Source organism: Legionella anisa (assembly GCF_001467525.1).
GTDB classification, from domain to species: domain Bacteria; phylum Pseudomonadota; class Gammaproteobacteria; order Legionellales; family Legionellaceae; genus Legionella; species Legionella anisa.
This window is the reverse complement of the sequence record NZ_LNXS01000037.1, coordinates 1-17,512: the sequence shown is the minus strand read 5'-3', so window position 1 is coordinate 17,512 and position 17,512 is coordinate 1. Positions and strand designations below refer to the sequence as shown.

Here is a 17,512-nt window from a genome sequence, read left to right as displayed (position 1 = left end):
TTAGAGTCTAAATAAAAACCCTCCGCAAGCGGAGGGTTCAATGAAGAAAGAAGAATATTTATCCCATTATTATACAGAAGTAAATTGCTTACTGGCTTCTTCTATTTGTAGTATCATGCGCTCTTCTTGAGCTCTCAGTTTCTCCAGTTCTAAACTTCCTTCTTTGTATGTAACTTCGATTTCTTTGATAGCCTTTTCCAGTTTTTCTATCTCATGATCTATTTGCTCAAGAGTGGAGCGTACTTCTTCTGTTGCAGCATTCAGAGTTGCTTGCTTAAGAGTTATTTTTACCCACATTAAATAAAGTGATGCATTTCGAGCATACTCAGATGGAAGTCTGGTTTCTGGAGCTTTACCTTTTCTTCCAGGGATAATTTCTAACTCTTCTGCAAGAGCCGTTATATCTTGTTCAAGAGATTTTTTCTTAGACTCATATTGCTTTTCAGTTCTATCCCTTGTTAACTGGTGAGTAACCACGCTCTTCTCTTTGTCTCTTAAAAGATTATCGAGAACGTCCAATTTTTTAACAAGGCCCTCAATTCTATCATGTAAAGGCACACATTGTTGAAACAAGGTAAACGCGTCGAAACCTTTTAACTCAGTCTTCAAGAGACGAACAACAGCCGCTTCTTTCTTAGCTTGTTTCTCCCTGTTTTCCAAAACTTCTCTTGCTTTTGTTGCTGAGTTCTTAGCATCAATAACGTCATCTACAGTAAGAATTAGACCTTTGCCTTGATATCGTTCATCAATGTATTGTTGAACACGCGCTTCGGTGTCTTTATTTCTTACGCAACGACCAGTTGCCTGTGGTCCTGACAAGATCCCGTTAATCACATTGATATCTGATTCAATAACAGGCGAATTCGTATTGATAATTTGCACGTTCAAGATATCTCTGATACTCACCCCTGTTGCAATTACCTGATCCGCTATGATATGGGTTCTCAATCCTACTTCGATTTGAGCAATTTGCTCATCAATTGTAGATTGTTTCGTACTCATATCAATTGCATCAGAATAATTCTCAGTTGCTTTCAATGCGACTAAATCAACCGGAGTTGCCCTAGTTATCACTTCAGATATGGATTCAGATCCTTTGATCTTAGTTACGATTGCTTCTGCTCTATCCAATATCAAGTTGGTAATGGCTTCTTTTTGTGCAACTGGCAAATTGGAAATAGGTACGCCTGACTTTACTAAGGCTTCTTTTAGGTCTTCCCTGCTTTTTACTTCAGCCTTTTTAAATTTAGTAGCAAATGGTTCTGGTAACTCTTCCTTTTTATATTTCACAACATGCTGATCGTGTTCAGCTAAATAGTTCTCAAGTTTGTGAGTTCTGTCCTTTTCAGCGAAATCGACTTGCTTTTCATTGAAGACAAGAAAAAGAGCAAAGCTATTAATTGCTCTTTGAATATCTTTTTGTTGTTCTTTATCGATATCCTGCTTTAAATTCACTACAGGTTTGGCAACAGTTTTTTGTAACTCTACTTCATCTACAGCGCCAAACTTTTGCGTCAATTTCAATCGTGCGTCACATTCAGATTTTTGTCTGAGTTTTGCAACTTCGTCTTGATATTTTGCAATAGTGGATTCATCACCATTCGCGAGCTTTTGATAGATTCCCGCTAATTTTTCACGAGTTGCTTTATCGTCAGAAAAACCCATGTTGCGTTGGCAGCGGATGCGGTTTAATTCTAAAGCTTGATTAATCGCTCTTTCCTGGGCCACAGAGTCTTCAATGCCTATTTCCGTTTGTATGATCTGTTTCTTTAATGCAACAGGATCAACGTAACCCATCATTTCTTCTTCGAGATAATAATCATCAAAGTAGTGAGCCACGGCTTGGTCAACCAAATCTCCTTCTTTCAAATAAGCCAATTCAGGTTTAATCGGTCGAATAGTTCCTAGTTCAATTGCAGCACCAAGACTTAAATCGTCTAAAGGATCACCTTTAAAGAGATCATATAATTCAGAGGTTGGGGTGGCTGTTAATGCCAGAACTGTATTATGTTTTTGTATTCCTACCAAAATCTCTGTATCTTGTGGTTTAAAAGTATGTTTATGGCTTTCATCAATTAAGACCATGGAATTTTTTATTTCACTTGCGACGATCTTGAATAAGGGATGCTCTGCTTGTAAAATAATTTGGTCAAAAGGTTCAGTACCTGCAACCACTTTCGCAAAGTATGCCTTGAGTTCTTCGACGTCCAATTCGTCCAGCTTATCCCAATCAATTACCTTTTTCTCAACCAGCAAAGCCCAATTAGTGGAGAGCTTAGCCCGCTCACTAATATCAACTTGAGTTTTAAGTTCTTCTAGCTTTTCTTGATTAATTAGCTTGTCCCAATCAATATCAACCTTACCTTTAATCGAATCTAGAGTAAATATTCGTGGAGCATCTACTTTGACGCCTTGAACTATTCCAGCACTAAGCAGATCCGTTGTTTCTTTTATTTGTTGCTTTACCAATGTTTGATCGGGAACAATCATGATTGTACGCCCAACAGCTTGAGCAATACCTGCCATAACAATACTTTTACCTGAACCGGTACCCATAACTGCGAGTCGTTGCTCTTTTTTTGCTACGAGACTGTCATGAAATTTAGCTAAAATTTCATTTTGATATGCGTATGGAACAAACGATTTGGTATCAACAGTTAATCCTTTATGAGTTACTGCACGAAGATCACCATCTTTGTCATAGGTGAGTTTCACAGTAGCTGTATGATCATGATCGAAGAATAATTTTCCTCTGCTTACTTCAGAATTTAACTTACTGGTAATATTTACAGTATAATTTTGTGTCGTATCTACAACAGAATCATATCCATCAAAGACCAAATCAACTGTATAAACTGCACCACCAATAGTAATTGCGGCTTCAAGATGTTGTTTTTGGTCATCTTTTTTGACCCATTTACTGCTTTCTCCAGGATTACCTGCACTTTGTAAAATCGCTTTAACGACATTTCCAATCTTTGGGGTTTCTTCCTTGTTTTCTATTGCAATAATTTCTTGAGCTCGACCTATTGTAACTACTGCTCCACTAGTTACTACCTCTTTTAATAAATGTACCGCTGCAACAGTATCAGTATAATTTTTAAGATCTTCAATCTGCTTGCGGACTATATCTTGACTCGCGCCCATTTTTAGGTTCCCCTCGAATATTTTTTGATATTTGCTTCAAGTTAGGTCATTGTGAGATTTTGATAGATAGTTAGATCACAATTTACCTAATTCGGGGATTATACAAAAAGAATGTTAAGTGACTATTAAGTGATTTTATTGAAAATTTATTGATCATAAAGAAGGAAAATTTTTACTTCACGTAAGAAGATCCTGTGTTTCTATTATTTACTATATTTAAAATATGTTTTCTTTGTTATTATCTTGAGCTCAATGACTTTTTTTGGTGATGCACTCAAAAATAATACATAAAAATTCATTGATTTTTATTTGAGATACAAAGATAAATGACACAGGACGGTGAGGCGGTAAATGACCTATCTTAAGATTAATCAAATAACTGCGATAAAAGGTAAAATCATGACTCTCTTAAATAAATTAGGTTTGGATCCTGATGAACGAATGTTGAAAACCCTTGAAGAGAATCCTGAATACATTAATCGGCTGGCCTCCTTATTCAAGCGCTTAAAAAAATGTAACATTAAGCTGGATGATACACTTCATGATGTCATTGCAAGCAATGTTTCTTATGCAGGTGACCTAAACAATTTATTAGATTTTATGCAAAGTGAAGGAATTGATGTAACTCTTTTTCCTTTAGAACTTTTGTTTGCTAGTGCGCGCTCAGATACAACTCTGATGGGAATGCAGCAGCTCAAAACGCGAGATGCACTTGATTTGCCTACTTTAAATCTTTTGCTTGCTTATCCTGAGCACTCTTTATTACTTGCTTATTTAATTATTAATTTTCAACAGCACGCCTATCTTACAGAGAAAATAGTTGAAAAACTCCATAAATTTTCTGCAAAAAATATGGATACAGTGATAAGACTGCTTACCCTTCTTTTAAATAATAATCTTTATTACTTTGAATGTTTTGATATTCTTTTAAGGCAACAGGACTATATAGATAAAATTTATGAAGGCACTGCTAAACTCACTACAAAAAATAAACTCGCTGCAAGCTACTTCAGTGTCATTGAGAATAATCCAAAGAATGCCAATGTCTTCGCTAATCTTATTTTGCTGTTGCATAACGCATCACTCATTGATTATAGAAAAACAGAGGATTTATTAACGGTAAGCAAATTGGGGATTGGCGCATTTCATTTCTTGACCCACCTGCAGCAAGCAGGCATGTTAGATTCTGAAAATTATAAAAAAGTGTGTCGAGATACTTCAATCCTTACTCAGAAGACGGTTATGGAGTTATTCAGTAATCTTCCTTTATTTGAAACATTCGATAAAGTCGAATTAGAAAAAATGCTTCGTTTAATGAGTGAAGAACCCCGTACTGAGTCCCCGCTAGGTGAATTTATTGAAATGATTGAAAAGCATCAATTAATTAAAAAACCAGGTTTTAAACAATGAAATTTTGTATTCCTATTTAGCCCATCTTCTTGGGTTTATAATAGTTTATCAGCCTTGGTTCCTATTTAATTATTAAGGACGGGTGATGGTTGAATTGGACATCAAATCTCTGTCTGTTCGTGTACAGATAAGCCCATACCCCCTGTACGATTACTATCTGAGCGGTACCTGATTATAAAAAAAACCCTCCGCACAAGCGGAGGGTTGAATCAAGTATAAAGAATATTAAGCCCTTGTTACACTGAAGTGAATTCTTTGCTGACTTCTTCCATTTGTTGGAGTAATAGCTCTTCTTCGGCTTTCAGTTTTTCCAGTTTCACGCTTCCATCTTTGATCGTTTCCTGGAGTTCAAGTACTTTTTCTCCTATTTTCTCTATTTCAACTTCCAGTTCCTTAATAGTATCTCGTACTTCTTTTGTTTCCGATTCGAGTGAGGCTCTCTTAAGAGATGCTTTTACCCATATTAGATAAAGAGATGGATTTCGAGCATACTCAGATGGAAGTGGTGTTGCCCCATCTCTTCCTTTTCTTCCTGGTATAATATGCAATTCTCTATCAAGACCATCTATTTCGCTAAGAAGCTCTAGCTTTCTAGAAGAATGTTGTTCACTTATTTTAACCACTGTATCCTTTTTAGTTCCCATAGTTTTCTGTTGGTCCTTTAATAGGTTATTGAGTGTGTCCAATTTTTCAATAAGCGATTCAATCTTTTCATGTAAAGGCACACATTGTTGAAACAATTTAAACGCGTCAAAACCTTTTAGCTCAGTCTTCAGAAGATGGAGAACCTTTGCTTCTTTTAGAGCTTGTTTTTCCCTGTTCTTCATAACTTCTCTTGTTCTTTCCGCTGAGTTTCTAGGATCGATGATCGCATCTAAGGTAAGAATTAAACCTTTGCCTTGATATCGTTCATCAATGTATTGCTGCGCACGAGCTTCGACATCTTTATTCCTTACGCAACGACCAGCTGCCTGTGGTCCTGACAGGATTCCGTTAATCACATTGATATCTGATTCAATAACGGGCGAATTCGTATTGATAATTTGCACGTTCAAGATATCTCTGATACTCACGCCTGTTGCAATCACCTGATCAGCGACAATATGGGTCCTCAATCCTACTTCGATTTGAGCAAGTTGCTCATCAATTGTAGTTTGTGCCGTTCTCATATCAATTGCACCAGAATAATTTTCAGTTGCTTTCAAAGCGACTAAATTAGGCTGAGTTGCTCCAGTTATAACTTCAGATATGGGTTGTGATGTTTTAACTTTAGTCACCATTGCTTCTGCTCTATCCAATATCAACTTGGTAATGGCTTCCTTTTGTTCAGTAGGCAATTTGGAAATAGGAGCACCTAACTTTTCTAAGGCTTCTTTTAGTGTTTCCCTACTTTTTGTTTCACACGATTGAAGCTTGGTAAGAAATGGTTTAGGTATCTCATCATTCTTCGTTTTATATTTCGCAATATGCTGATCACATTCTTTTAAATAGTCATCAAGTTTATGAGTTCTATCTTTTTCAGCGATATCTGTATGCTTATCATTGAGGACAAGAGCAAGAGCATAGCTATTGATTGTTCTTTGAATATCTTTTTGTTGTTCTTTATCGATATCCTGCTTTAAATTCACTACAGGTTTGGCAACAGTTTTTCGGAACTCTATTTCATCTACAGCGCCAAACTTTTGCGTCAATTTCAATCGTGCGTCACATTCAGATTTTTGTCTGAGTTTTGCAACTTCGTCTTGATATTTTTCAATAGTGGGTACATCGCCATTCGCGATCTTTTGATAGATTTCCGCTAATTTTTCACGAGTTACTTTATCGTCAGAAAAACCCATGTTGCGTTGGCAGCGGATGCGGTTTAATTCTAAAGCTTGATTAATCGCTCTTTCCTGGGCCACAGAGTCTTCAATTCCTATTTCCGCTTGTATGATCTGTTTCTTTAATTCAATAGGATCAACATAACCACTCATCCCTGCTTCGAGATAATAATCATCAAAGTAGTGAGTCACAGCTTGGTCAATCAAACTTTTTTCATCCAGATAAGCGACTTCATCTTTAATTGGTCGAATAGTTCCTAGTTGAATTGCAGCACCAAGACTTAAATCATCCAAAGGATCACCCTGAAAGAGACCATATAATTCAGAAGTTGGAGTAGCTGTTAATGCCAGAACTGAATTACGATCTTTTATTCCTTTCAAAATTTCTGCATCTTCTGGTTTAAAAGTATGGCGATGACTTTCATCAATTAATACCATGGAGTCTTTTATTTCGCTTGCAATGATCTTGAATAAAGGATGCTCAGCTTGTAAAACAATTTGATCAAAAGGCTCAGTACCTGCAATCACTTTGCGAAAATATTCTTTGATTTTTAGTACATCTTCTTCTTCTATATCACTTAAATCATTTTCTAAAGTATCCCAAAGAACATCAACCTTACCTTTAAGAGTTTCTAAAGTGAAAACTCGTGCAGGAACTGCTTTAGAACCATTAATCATTCCGGCATTAAGCAGGTCAGTTGTTTCTTTTGACTGTTGGTTTACCAATGTTTGATCAGGAACAATCATGACAGTACGCCCAACGGCTTGAGCAATACCTGCCATAACAATACTTTTACCTGAACCGGTACCCATAATTGCGAGTCGTTGTTCTTTTTTTGCTACGAGACTGTCGTGAAATTTAGCTAAAATTTCATTTTGATATGCATATGGAACAAACGATTTGGTATCAACAGCTAATCCTTTTTTAGTTACCGCACGAAGATCACCATCTTTGTCATAGGTGAGTTTCACAGTAGCTGTATGATCATGATCGAAGAATAATTTTCCTCTGGTCACTTCAGAAGTTAACTTACTTGTAATGTTAAGAGTATAATTTTGTGTCGTATCTACAGTATGATCATTTCCTTCAAAGACCAAATCAATTGTATAAACTGCACCACCAATAGTAATAGCAGCTTCAAGATGTGGTTTTCCGTCGCCTTTATCTTCCCATTTAGTGCTTTCGCCTGGCTTACCCGCTTTTGCTAAAATCGCTTTTACGACATTTCCGATCTTAGGATCTTTTTTATTGTTTTCTATATCAATACTTTCCTTTGCAGTTCCTATTGTTACTACCGCACCATTTGTTACAACTTCTTTTAACAAATGAACCGCAGCAACGGTATCTGTATAATCTTTTAGATCTTTAATTTGTTGTTCAACAACGTCTCGACTTGCGCCCATCTTAATTTTCCCCGTTAAATAATTTTTAGACTTTAATTTTTAAGTTAGGTCATTGTGGGTTTTATTTGAATATTTAGGCCATAATTTACCTAATGGTTGGCATTATACAAAAAGAACCTTAAGTGACCATTAAGCGGTTGTATTGAAAATAAATTGTTCATCTATTAATGCAGCAAGCGGGCATGTTAAATTCGGAAAACTATAAAAAAGTGTGTGAAGACACTTCAATTCTAACTCAGAAAGAAGTCATTCATTTGTTCTGTAATCTTGCTTATATGAAGTTCTGAGTTCTATGTAGGTGAATTTATTGAAATGGTTGAGATGCATCAATTAATTAAAGGTTTAAATAATAAAATTTGCTTTAATATGGTCATTTGTGTTATATTTTAGCCCTTTGAGAACAATTTAGGGACAGTAATGACTGGAGATAATGACACTAGATGCTTAGATGCACCGAGGCTGAGAACGAGTACTCAAACGATTATCAAAGCTTTAAAGCCTGAAACCCAGGAATTAATGCAATCCTCTGCTCCTGGATCTGAGGGAGGAAATGATAAAGAAGTAAAAGTAGATGGAAACAATATTTTTCTTAATCGTTTAAATAAATTGGGTTTGGGGAGTGACCCTCGAATGATCACTCTTATTGGGAGATATCCTCAGTTTGGTAATCGTTTAATTTCTGTATTTAAGGCATTGAGAGAACTGAAAATTCCTCTGACTGATCAACTCGAGAATATTATTAACCAAAATATTTCTAATATAGGTGGAGTTGTCAATTTATTGGGAGTGATGAATGAACTCGATATCAATCCTAATTTTGTGCCAATGGAGCTTTTGTTTCAGGCTGCACGCTCCGATTCAACTGTGGCACAAAGCGTACGAACGCTACACGATGGACGTCTTCTTGATAAATCGAGTTTTAATTTAATCCTTGCTTATCCTGATGAATCACTCAATATTGTCCAATTACTTATTGAACTTCAGGAGCATGCATACAACCCTGACTTTTTAATCGATAAACTTCGTGAGAGTTTGATTTCGACAACACACCTGGGGACAACGCTTAATCTGCTTAGTTTATTATTAGCTAAAGACATTTATGATCTTGGTATCGTTGATATTCTTTTAAAACAAGATCGATTCATCGATAGAATTTATGAGGGTGCTCGAAAGCTTTCAGAAGTACCCGAATTGTTAAGTAACTATTTTTACTTACTTGAAAAAAATCCCGAAAATGCCAATATTTTTGCGAAAAATCTTTTGTTATTACACAGCGAATCACTTATTAGCCATTGTTCACCAAGGGAAGACTTTTTAAAAGTAAGTCAATTGGGTGTCGGGGCATTTCATTTTATGAATTATTTGCAGAAAGCAGGCATGTTGAATGCTGAGAATTATCAAAAAATTTATGAAAATAATAGCTTTTTAGAAAGGACAGACGTCGTTACAAAATTAACCAGTCTTCCTTTAATGACTCAATTCACGAAACATGAATTAGGAAAAATGTTGGCTTTAGTGGCTAAACCTGCAATTTCCATTACCCTGAGCGATGTTCATCGATTTATTGATGTCTTAGAGGATCATCAAATTTGTAATAGTAAGCAGGGCACGCGGCTGCCTCAAGGGCGTTAATCAGTAAGCAAGCAGTGAAACGTACTTGCTTTTCTTTTCATAAAAGGCATTTTTCCATGCCTTTTATGTCGAACTTAAAAGATGCATCATATTTTTTTACGGGCTTGGTAGTGCCTTAAGTTGTTGTATCTTAAGCTGTTGTATCTTAATCTGTTGTATAATTACTTGCTGTTGCGCCGCCTCTTTTTGCTGTTGGGCGGCAATCGAGTCATTTGTTGCATTAATCGCATGTTCTTGCTCAATGACGGCTTCACTGTCTATCGATGTATCTGCATCTGTTGGTACATCGGGATAAGCCACTTGTGGTGGATTATATCCAGGCGCATAAGTGTAATGCATCGGTTGATATGTGGTACCAACTACATAAGCGGATGGTTGTCCACAGCCTGTGAGAATAAGTATCATTCCCAAGCTAATAAAATAGGTAACTTTTATCATAAAAATCGCCTTTAAGGCATACAGGAAATCAACGTATAACCTTTTTGGTTAATTTGTATAATTATAGAACAAAAAGAATGTTAATTTAACAATTTGGTGCGCACGAATTGAAACCAGGGGTATTTATGTATATTTGAAAACCTGGCGTCATTGACCCCAGGCTTACGGTTCAGCCTTTATAAAGACTCGAGGAAACTTCCTAGATTAGGCTTTAGACCCAAACGATATTGATACACTACATAGAAAGCCATAATGTTTTTTAAATAGTTACGTGTTTCTTGCCAGGGAAGGGTCTCTATCCATACATCAATTTCTTTAGGGGGATGCGTTTTTAACCAATAAACTACCTGCTTGGGCCCAGCATTATATGCTGCCGCAATGAGTATGGGATGGTTATCGAATCGTTTTGCAAGTTGTTTTAAATAAGCTACTCCGATATTGATGTTCTTTTGAGACACGAATAATTGCTTTTGATCATTGTAAGGAATCTTATCTGCTTTTGAGACCACTCTCGCTGTATAAGGCATGACTTGCATTAAACCGCGAGCACCCACGGAAGAAGTCGCGTCGTCTCTGAATCCGCTTTCCTGACGAATGATGGCGTAAATAAATTCTGGAGCAACCGCATATTTTTTAGAGTAAAGCGAGATACTGTCTTTATATGCCAATGGAAATCTTAACGAAAGCTGATTATTGAGGGTCTCATTATTGCTTAAGTAAACCGATTTACCATGCCATTGCAATTGCTTATCTATCCAATAAACCAAAGCGCTTGCCTCGTCTTTAGGTAATTCACTGATGAAATCATTGAGTAGACGTGATGCCTGCAGGGTTTGCTTGGTCATGTAGAGTGTCTGAATTTGATCAATAAAAGCCTGATAGGGCTTCAATACATCCAAATTTGTTGTAGGAATTTCATTGGCAAAACTGGGTGGTTTATTGAGATGAAGGCTCGCAAGAAATCCATAATACTGTCTATTTTTTGCCAGAGCTTCGTAAAGCACTTGTGCTTCTGCTTTTTTCCCTTGTGCTTCTAAAGAACGTGCTAGCCAATATTGCCAACAGGGTTCATCTTTATGTTTTGAATCATTAATTAATGCGGTGACTTGCGCCCAGTTTTTTCGCTTCAAAGCAAAGCGTATTTGCCAATCCAATAACACATCATTGTAATATTGTGGTTTTACTTTGGTGAACCATTGTAATGCATCTTCATGATTACGCATGGCTTTATAAAGAGCTACATGAGCCAAGAAAGATTGTTGTTGTGCCTTGCTAAGCATTTTTGGGGTTTTACTTTGCTGCCATAATTTAAGCGCTTTATCCATATTAATCGAAACCATACGCTTCAGGCCGTAAAGATAGATGTCATCATTTAATTCACCCGGATTTAGTGTGCTGATGTTCCCTGGATTTTGATAAACAGCATTTAAAGCATGCAGTTCTAGTGGATGAGGTTTTTTGTATTTCGTCAATAAATAGCGGGCTAATTGGATATTACGCCGCTCCAAAGCAAGCGCAATTCGTTGAGTAATTAAGTTTTGATCAAAATTATTATCTTTCAGAAGCAAGTCAAACAAACTGTTGCAGGAAGGCGGTCTTGAATCACCACTTAACCATAGTGGAATGGATGCTTTTAATGCTTCTTGTTGCTTTCCCGTATTGTAATATGCAATGTGCTCATAACAAACGAGATTGAGATCATTAGAAGGTTGGTAATATTGGCTAAAGCGAGTCCAATCCTTGCTTTTTGCTAATTCATACAGCCATTTTTCGCGTAATTTGGTTGATAAAGGAGTGGTTCCGCTAATGAACTCCAAGAATGCTGGGGTAGGTGTCGCAGTAGGCAAATTTTGACTAAAGGACAAATAGTTATTAAAACGTTCCATATATTGTTCTCCCGAAAAAGCGAGACAAGTCTGGAAACTAATAAATCCGCATAAGAATAAAATAATTTTTTTCATAACTTTTCTTAATTAATGTCTTTGATGGTTGCTAATTGTCTTCGCATGGCATCAATTGTTTCTTTGTAATTGTCACTTTTGAATACTGCAGCACCAGCCACAAATTGGTTTGCTCCTGCGCGCGCCAAAGTAGCAATATTATCTATGGTCACGCCACCATCGACACAAAGGTCGAGTTGAGGATAGAGTTTGCGGACTTGGGGTATTTTATCAATAATTTCAGTGATAATTTTTTGTCCTCCAAAGCCGGGATTTACGGTCATGATGAGAACAAAGTCGAGTTTATGAGCGCACCAGGTTAATACCTCAATTGGTGTTGCTGGGTTTAATACAAGACCAGCTTCACATCCTAAATCTTTGATGAGCTTTAAACTGCGGTCCACATGTATGGTTGCATCAGGATGAATACTAATTCGTTTTGCTCCTGCTTTTGCGAATGCTTCAATCAATGCATCAACGGGGTTGATCATGAGATGAACATCAATAGGGAGCTTCGGGAAGCGTTTGAGTAAGGCCTCACAGAATGCAGGGCCAAACGTTAAATTGGGAACATAATGATTATCCATAACATCAAAATGAATAAAATCTGCTCCTGCGTTCATAACGGATTCTACTTCATCACCCAGGCAAGTAAGATCTGCAGATAAAATTGAGGGTAAAATGTGATAAGTCATACAGTAATTTTAAAATTTGAATAAGTAGGTATATCATATGCTGTCTTGAAAAAACATTCTACGATGTTAAGCAATGAGTGTGGTATTTAATTGTTTTTGACACAGCAAATGGATGCTTCGCCGAGTTCTTGCATCTTGAGAATTTGGTCAAAATATGAGACAATATGGTTCTATTTCTGCTCTTGTAATTTTGAAACTTATCTCATGATAAGGGTTGTTTACCTTTCGCTAGCTTGAGCCAAAATGGCCTGATTTTCGAGTACTGAAGCGCAGAAAACTCAGAGCAGTGCCAAGATAGTAGAAATGTAAATAGACCCTAGGAAATTACAGAGACCTAATCATGCTTTCTAGGGAGAATAATATGAGTCAAAACTGGCCTACCAGAGACAAAGATTTACAAACCGCCCGGGTGATTATGGAAGAATACGCTAGTGAGCGTGAAAGTGATACGTTAGGTCTTTTTGAAATTGTTGTTGACCAAGCGGAAAAAAAAATGAGTTTCCGGCTATCAGGATGGGTTGTCATTTTAGCAAAACATTTTAATTCAACGTATGGCGTAAGTCAGGGTGATTTTATAACACGACAAGTTATTACACGTTGTCTGACTCAAGGACACACATTACATTAAACAGACCCTAGCCTTAGGGGCCACTAAGTTAATATCGATTTGATGTGAGCGCAGGCGTGAGAAAATTTCTTCGCACGATGCGCCCAATAATCGCGGATAGGTGCTAAGTACTTAAACTTCCCAGGCTTAGAGTACATTCCTCATGTACTCTTAAAATTGATACAGGTATTTATTATAATTTTGTTTGAACTCATCGGAGTTTTGATATTGGACTAAAGCCTGGTTTAGTTTTGTTAATAAGTTAGAATCAGCAGGATTCACAGCTATCCCATAACCATAACCGTATGTAAAGCGTGGGCCTATTAACCTAAATGTGTTTGCTGAATTGGATGCCCAGTAAATAGCTGTTGGGTTATCCAGCAGAATAATATCTACATCTCCGGCACCTAAAGCTGCGAGTTGCTCTTGAATACCGCCATAATACTTAACATTGGGATTTTTTACTCCCATCTCCTGAAGTTGGTCAAAAAATATGGTGCCAGTTTCCAAGCCTATTTTTTTAGTATTTAAGAGATCCAGGCTAAACGTTTCTTTTGTATTAGATGCTCTTTCTAGAAATCGAGAGAAACTTTGCAGATAGGGTAGACTGAAATTGACTAGTTTTGCGCGTTCGGTAGTAATGGTTATCGAGCTGACTGCAACATCTATTTTTTGGTTAGCAACTGCATCAAGTAATTGACTGAAACGCATCACATGAAAGGTACAGGTTCTATTCATGATTTTGCATAGATTGTTCATCATATCAATATCAAAACCAAAGAGTTGATTATGATTCCCTTGCATGACGAACGGAGGAGCAAAGCTTTCAACTCCCACATTCAAGGGCTCGCCTTGAGCAAAAAGTGAAGAAGTGAAACAAACAAACGCAATCAGAATTAATCGGATCATTTTATATTATAGAATTGTTATTGATTTTTATAGATTATATTATAACGGCAGTATTCATTTTGGAATGAAAAAAAGAAAATATATGCAAATCGAAATCCCTGAGTTATTGCAATCAAAAGCATGGTTCATTGAAAAGCATCTGTCCGATTTGCATCATCCCTTGCGCGAAAGCGTCATCAAATTACTCCTTATGAGTGATTATGCATGCAGACAAATTCACCTATTAAAAGCATTTCTCATGGAGGATAAGTGCTGTTCTTTGATGGCACGAGAAGATTATTTTCGTATTTTGAAAAATGTGTCATTTAATTTGCCGCAAGCAGCTTATTTGCGTGCATTACGTCATTTCCGCAATACACATTTTTTGCGATTGCTTCTTCTTGAACTATCCGGTATTGCCAATACAGAGCAGGTTCTGCGTGCATGGTCCGATTGTGCCGATGCGCTTATTTTGCATGCACTTGATTATTGTAAACAAGGATTGTCCTTACGTTATGGTATTCCACGTGATGCAGATGGAAATGAAGTAGAGCTATTTACTCTGGCCATGGGGAAACTAGGGGGCAGAGAGTTGAATTACTCTTCTGATGTTGATCTTATTTTTGCTTATACTGTTGTAGGAGAAACTGATGGTGAAGAGTGTATCGATAATCAGCACTATTTCAGTAGATTAGTGCAGCAATTTGTACAGACCTTACAAAATGTAACCCCAGATGGGTTTGTATTTCGAGTCGATTTAAGATTACGGCCTAATGGCGATAGTGGTCCACTGGTTTCAAGCTTGGCTGCCATGGAAACTTATTACCAAGAACAAGGTCGTGATTGGGAACGCTATGCTATGGTTAAGACACGGGTAATTGCAGAAAAGGTGGATGAGATACAGCCCTGGTTTCAGCGATTGATTGTTCCTTTTGTATATCGACGTTACGTCGATTTTAGTGTAATTGAATCGTTGCGTAGTATGAAGGCAATGATAGAGCGAGAGGTGCAAATAAACCCTCGGTTGGATGATATCAAGCGAGGTAAAGGCGGAATCAGAGAGGTAGAATTTGTTATTCAGAATTTTCAGTTAATTCGCGGGGGGCGTTTGCCGCAATTACAAGAGCAAAATGCTTTATCGGCGCTTGCTGTTTTGAAGTGTGAAAAATTGTTACCGCATACGGATGCTTTAAAACAGGCATATCTTTTTTTACGCAAGCTCGAAAATACACTCCAGAGTTTAAATGATCAGCAGACTCACTCTTTGCCAGAGGATCTCGTAAAACAAAAACAAATTACTTTGGGCATGGGGTATCTTTCCTGGGATGATTTAATTAACAAATTACATAAATACCAGCGGATTATCAGTTATGCTTTTCATTCAGTGCTTGGCCAAGTCAAAGATTATGAAGATGAGAAAAGATTACTCACGAACCAGTTAGCTAGCCTTTGGCAAGGACATGTTGAAACTACGATGGCAATTAATTTATTAGCCAGCTTAGGTTTTGCGAATGCTCCCCATTGTTATCAGATGATTCATTCCTTTCGCCATAGTCCGCGTTGTCGACGTTTAACACAGGGCGCACGAATGCGTTTGGACCGATTCATGGTGATGTTACTTGTTGAATTGACTCACGTTGAAAAAACGGACGAAGTTTTATTACAAGTAATGCATTTGCTCGAGAATATTGTGGGGCGTAGCGCGTATCTTGCTTTATTAACTGAGAACCCACAGGTTTTAACCGAATTATTGTTTTGGTTCGCTCAAAGTCCATTTATTACTTCCTTGTTAGTAAATCAACCCTTTTTATTGGAAGTTTTGCTGGATCAGGGTCAAGAATGGCGACCTCAGTCGCTGCATCAATTACAAAGACTATTAACTGAAAAATTAGCGCATCATCATGATGTTGAAGTGCAAGAGGAAATCTTACGTCAATTTAAGCTAACCAATTGGTTAATGGCTGCGCGTGCAGAACTTTATGGATTCTGCAAAGCTGTGCGTATTGGACAATTTTTGTCGGATGTGGCTCAGGTCATTGTAAGTCAGGTTTTAGTCATTGCCAGCGAACAGTTGTGTTTGCGGTATCCAGAAATGGAGCAAGCAAAATCACATTTTGCAATCATAGCTTATGGAAAGTTAGGTAGTCGTGAAATGAATTACGCTTCTGATTTGGATTTGGTGTTTTTACATTCTGCAAAAATATCAGAAGAAGCATTAATTACTCGTTTAACTCAAAAAATTTTGCATATGTTGACTACTCGTTCCCAATCTGGAGTACTTTATACGGTAGATACACGTCTTAGACCTTCAGGAGCAGCGGGACTATTGGTGAGTCATGTCGATGCTTTTGTTGAGTATCAAAAGAATCAGGCATGGACTTGGGAGCATCAAGCTTTATTAAAAGCACGTATTTTGACAGGAAATGCAAGGATTAGGCATGCTTTTTTGCAGTTGAAAAAGTCCGTATTGTTATTGGCGCGTGATAAACCTACATTACTGCATGATGTATTGGCGATGCGATCCAAAATGGAGCAACATCACGATCGAAATCCTATCTCTGGTGGTCTGTTGGATTTGGAATTTTTAGTGCAATTTTTAATGCTTCATTTAGGGGATCCCTCCTTAGCTCGCTATACAAATACATTAAGCCAACTCCATCATTTATTTCTAGCAGGGGTCTTAAATAAAGAACATTACTCTTTTTTAAAGAAAGCATACAAAAAACACCATCAATTATTGCATCAAAATTTATTGCGCCCAGGGATTGGAGAGAACAAAAACATGCAGGATGAAATACTGGCTGTATGTAAAACGCTTTTTAATAGAGCTTTTGCATAACCCGTTCTTTTCATAATCACATTTGCGAAGGCAGGGATCCATTCTTCAAAATAGTTTATAACTAAAATTAAGCCACGAGGATTGTTTAAGGATAGAATATCCAATTAAGGCTCAGGATGTACATGGCAAATGGACCCCTGCCTTCGCAGGGCTGACAGAGCGTTCAGACTTGATTGAAATGTTACTATTTTATGGGAATTCATCATGCGCGAAAACCAATTCTCGTTCACGCTAGATAGACTGGGGCCGTGCATATTCTGTCATCCCTGCGAAGGTACACTACTGTCCGGTAAAAATTTTGCTCTCCTGCAATAGGTAATGTCCCTAAATTTTTTTTGTAGGCTCTTCAGCATTCATCTAGGCACATCACTTAATCTTGCTTCGATCTGCTCCCTCTCCCGCGCAAGGAATTTGAATAGTAAGATACTGTTCTTCTCGGGAAGAGGGTTGGGGAGAGGGGATGTCAAGAATCGGTTAATGTGTACAAGATGGCCTCAATAACCGATGCTGTTTGTTGTAGTACATCATTGTTCCAAAAACGCATTACTTTGAACCTTGAACATTTAGCCAAGCTGTTCGTTCTCTATCGTAGCTTTGATTATCAAGAAGCTGGCTACCGTCAAGTTCAATAATTAAGCGTTTTTCTAAGCAGACAAAATCAACACTATATATTCCTATTGGAACTTGTCGTT

The 17,512-nt window shown here is 37.4% G+C and carries 10 protein-coding genes and 1 pseudogene; 4 read left to right on the top strand and 7 right to left on the bottom strand.

The window, feature by feature from the left end:
• Positions 1-69 precede the first annotated feature (69 nt).
• Positions 70-3,147, bottom strand: a complete 3,078-nt coding sequence (locus Lani_RS12945; protein WP_019234791.1) for a DEAD/DEAH box helicase family protein — start codon at positions 3,145-3,147, stop codon at positions 70-72.
• A 351-nt stretch (positions 3,148-3,498) separates the two neighbouring features.
• Between Lani_RS12945 and Lani_RS12940 the strand changes: the two genes are divergently transcribed.
• Positions 3,499-4,557, top strand: coding sequence for a hypothetical protein (locus tag Lani_RS12940; protein WP_019234792.1), 1,059 nt, complete (start codon positions 3,499-3,501; stop codon positions 4,555-4,557).
• Between the two features lie 236 nt (positions 4,558-4,793).
• On the opposite strand, the gene Lani_RS12935 is transcribed toward Lani_RS12940, so the two are convergent.
• The gene (locus tag Lani_RS12935; RefSeq protein ID WP_019234793.1) at positions 4,794-7,781 is read right to left on the bottom strand and encodes a DEAD/DEAH box helicase family protein; all 2,988 of its coding nucleotides are present in this window, start codon (positions 7,779-7,781) and stop codon (positions 4,794-4,796) included.
• Positions 7,782-8,198: 417 nt separating this feature from the next.
• On the opposite strand from Lani_RS12935, the gene Lani_RS12930 reads away from it, so the two are divergent.
• Positions 8,199-9,413, top strand: a complete 1,215-nt coding sequence (locus tag Lani_RS12930; protein ID WP_019234794.1) for a hypothetical protein — start codon at positions 8,199-8,201, stop codon at positions 9,411-9,413.
• A 96-nt stretch (positions 9,414-9,509) separates the two neighbouring features.
• Here the strand turns inward: Lani_RS12930 and Lani_RS12925 are convergent, their stop codons facing one another.
• The 3 genes from Lani_RS12925 to rpe form a co-directional block, all read right to left on the bottom strand.
• A complete protein-coding gene (locus tag Lani_RS12925) occupies positions 9,510-9,851 on the bottom strand; it encodes a hypothetical protein (protein WP_019234795.1) in 342 nt (113 codons plus the stop codon).
• A 176-nt stretch (positions 9,852-10,027) separates the two neighbouring features.
• Complete coding sequence (locus Lani_RS12920) at positions 10,028-11,812, bottom strand: transglycosylase SLT domain-containing protein (RefSeq protein WP_040523102.1); 1,785 nt, start codon at positions 11,810-11,812, stop codon at positions 10,028-10,030.
• Positions 11,813-11,820: 8 nt separating this feature from the next.
• The gene (gene rpe / locus Lani_RS12915) at positions 11,821-12,486 is read right to left on the bottom strand and encodes a ribulose-phosphate 3-epimerase (RefSeq protein WP_019234797.1); all 666 of its coding nucleotides are present in this window, start codon (positions 12,484-12,486) and stop codon (positions 11,821-11,823) included.
• A gap of 361 nt (positions 12,487-12,847) precedes the next feature.
• Here rpe and Lani_RS12910 point away from each other — a divergent pair, with 361 nt between their 5' ends.
• Positions 12,848-13,114: a hypothetical protein gene (locus Lani_RS12910; RefSeq protein WP_058388603.1), complete on the top strand. Its 267-nt coding sequence runs from the start codon at positions 12,848-12,850 to the stop codon at positions 13,112-13,114.
• Between the two features lie 150 nt (positions 13,115-13,264).
• Here the strand turns inward: Lani_RS12910 and Lani_RS12905 are convergent, their stop codons facing one another.
• Positions 13,265-14,002: a transporter substrate-binding domain-containing protein gene (locus tag Lani_RS12905; RefSeq protein WP_040523104.1), complete on the bottom strand. Its 738-nt coding sequence runs from the start codon at positions 14,000-14,002 to the stop codon at positions 13,265-13,267.
• An 82-nt stretch (positions 14,003-14,084) separates the two neighbouring features.
• Between Lani_RS12905 and glnE the strand changes: the two genes are divergently transcribed.
• On the top strand, positions 14,085-16,820 hold the full coding sequence (glnE, locus tag Lani_RS12900; RefSeq protein ID WP_019234800.1) for a bifunctional [glutamate--ammonia ligase]-adenylyl-L-tyrosine phosphorylase/[glutamate--ammonia-ligase] adenylyltransferase: 2,736 nt from the start codon (positions 14,085-14,087) through the stop codon (positions 16,818-16,820).
• A gap of 463 nt (positions 16,821-17,283) precedes the next feature.
• Here glnE and Lani_RS21190 read toward each other — a convergent pair.
• A pseudogene (locus tag Lani_RS21190) lies at positions 17,284-17,498 on the bottom strand (DUF559 domain-containing protein).
• Between the last annotated feature and the right edge of the window lie 14 nt (positions 17,499-17,512).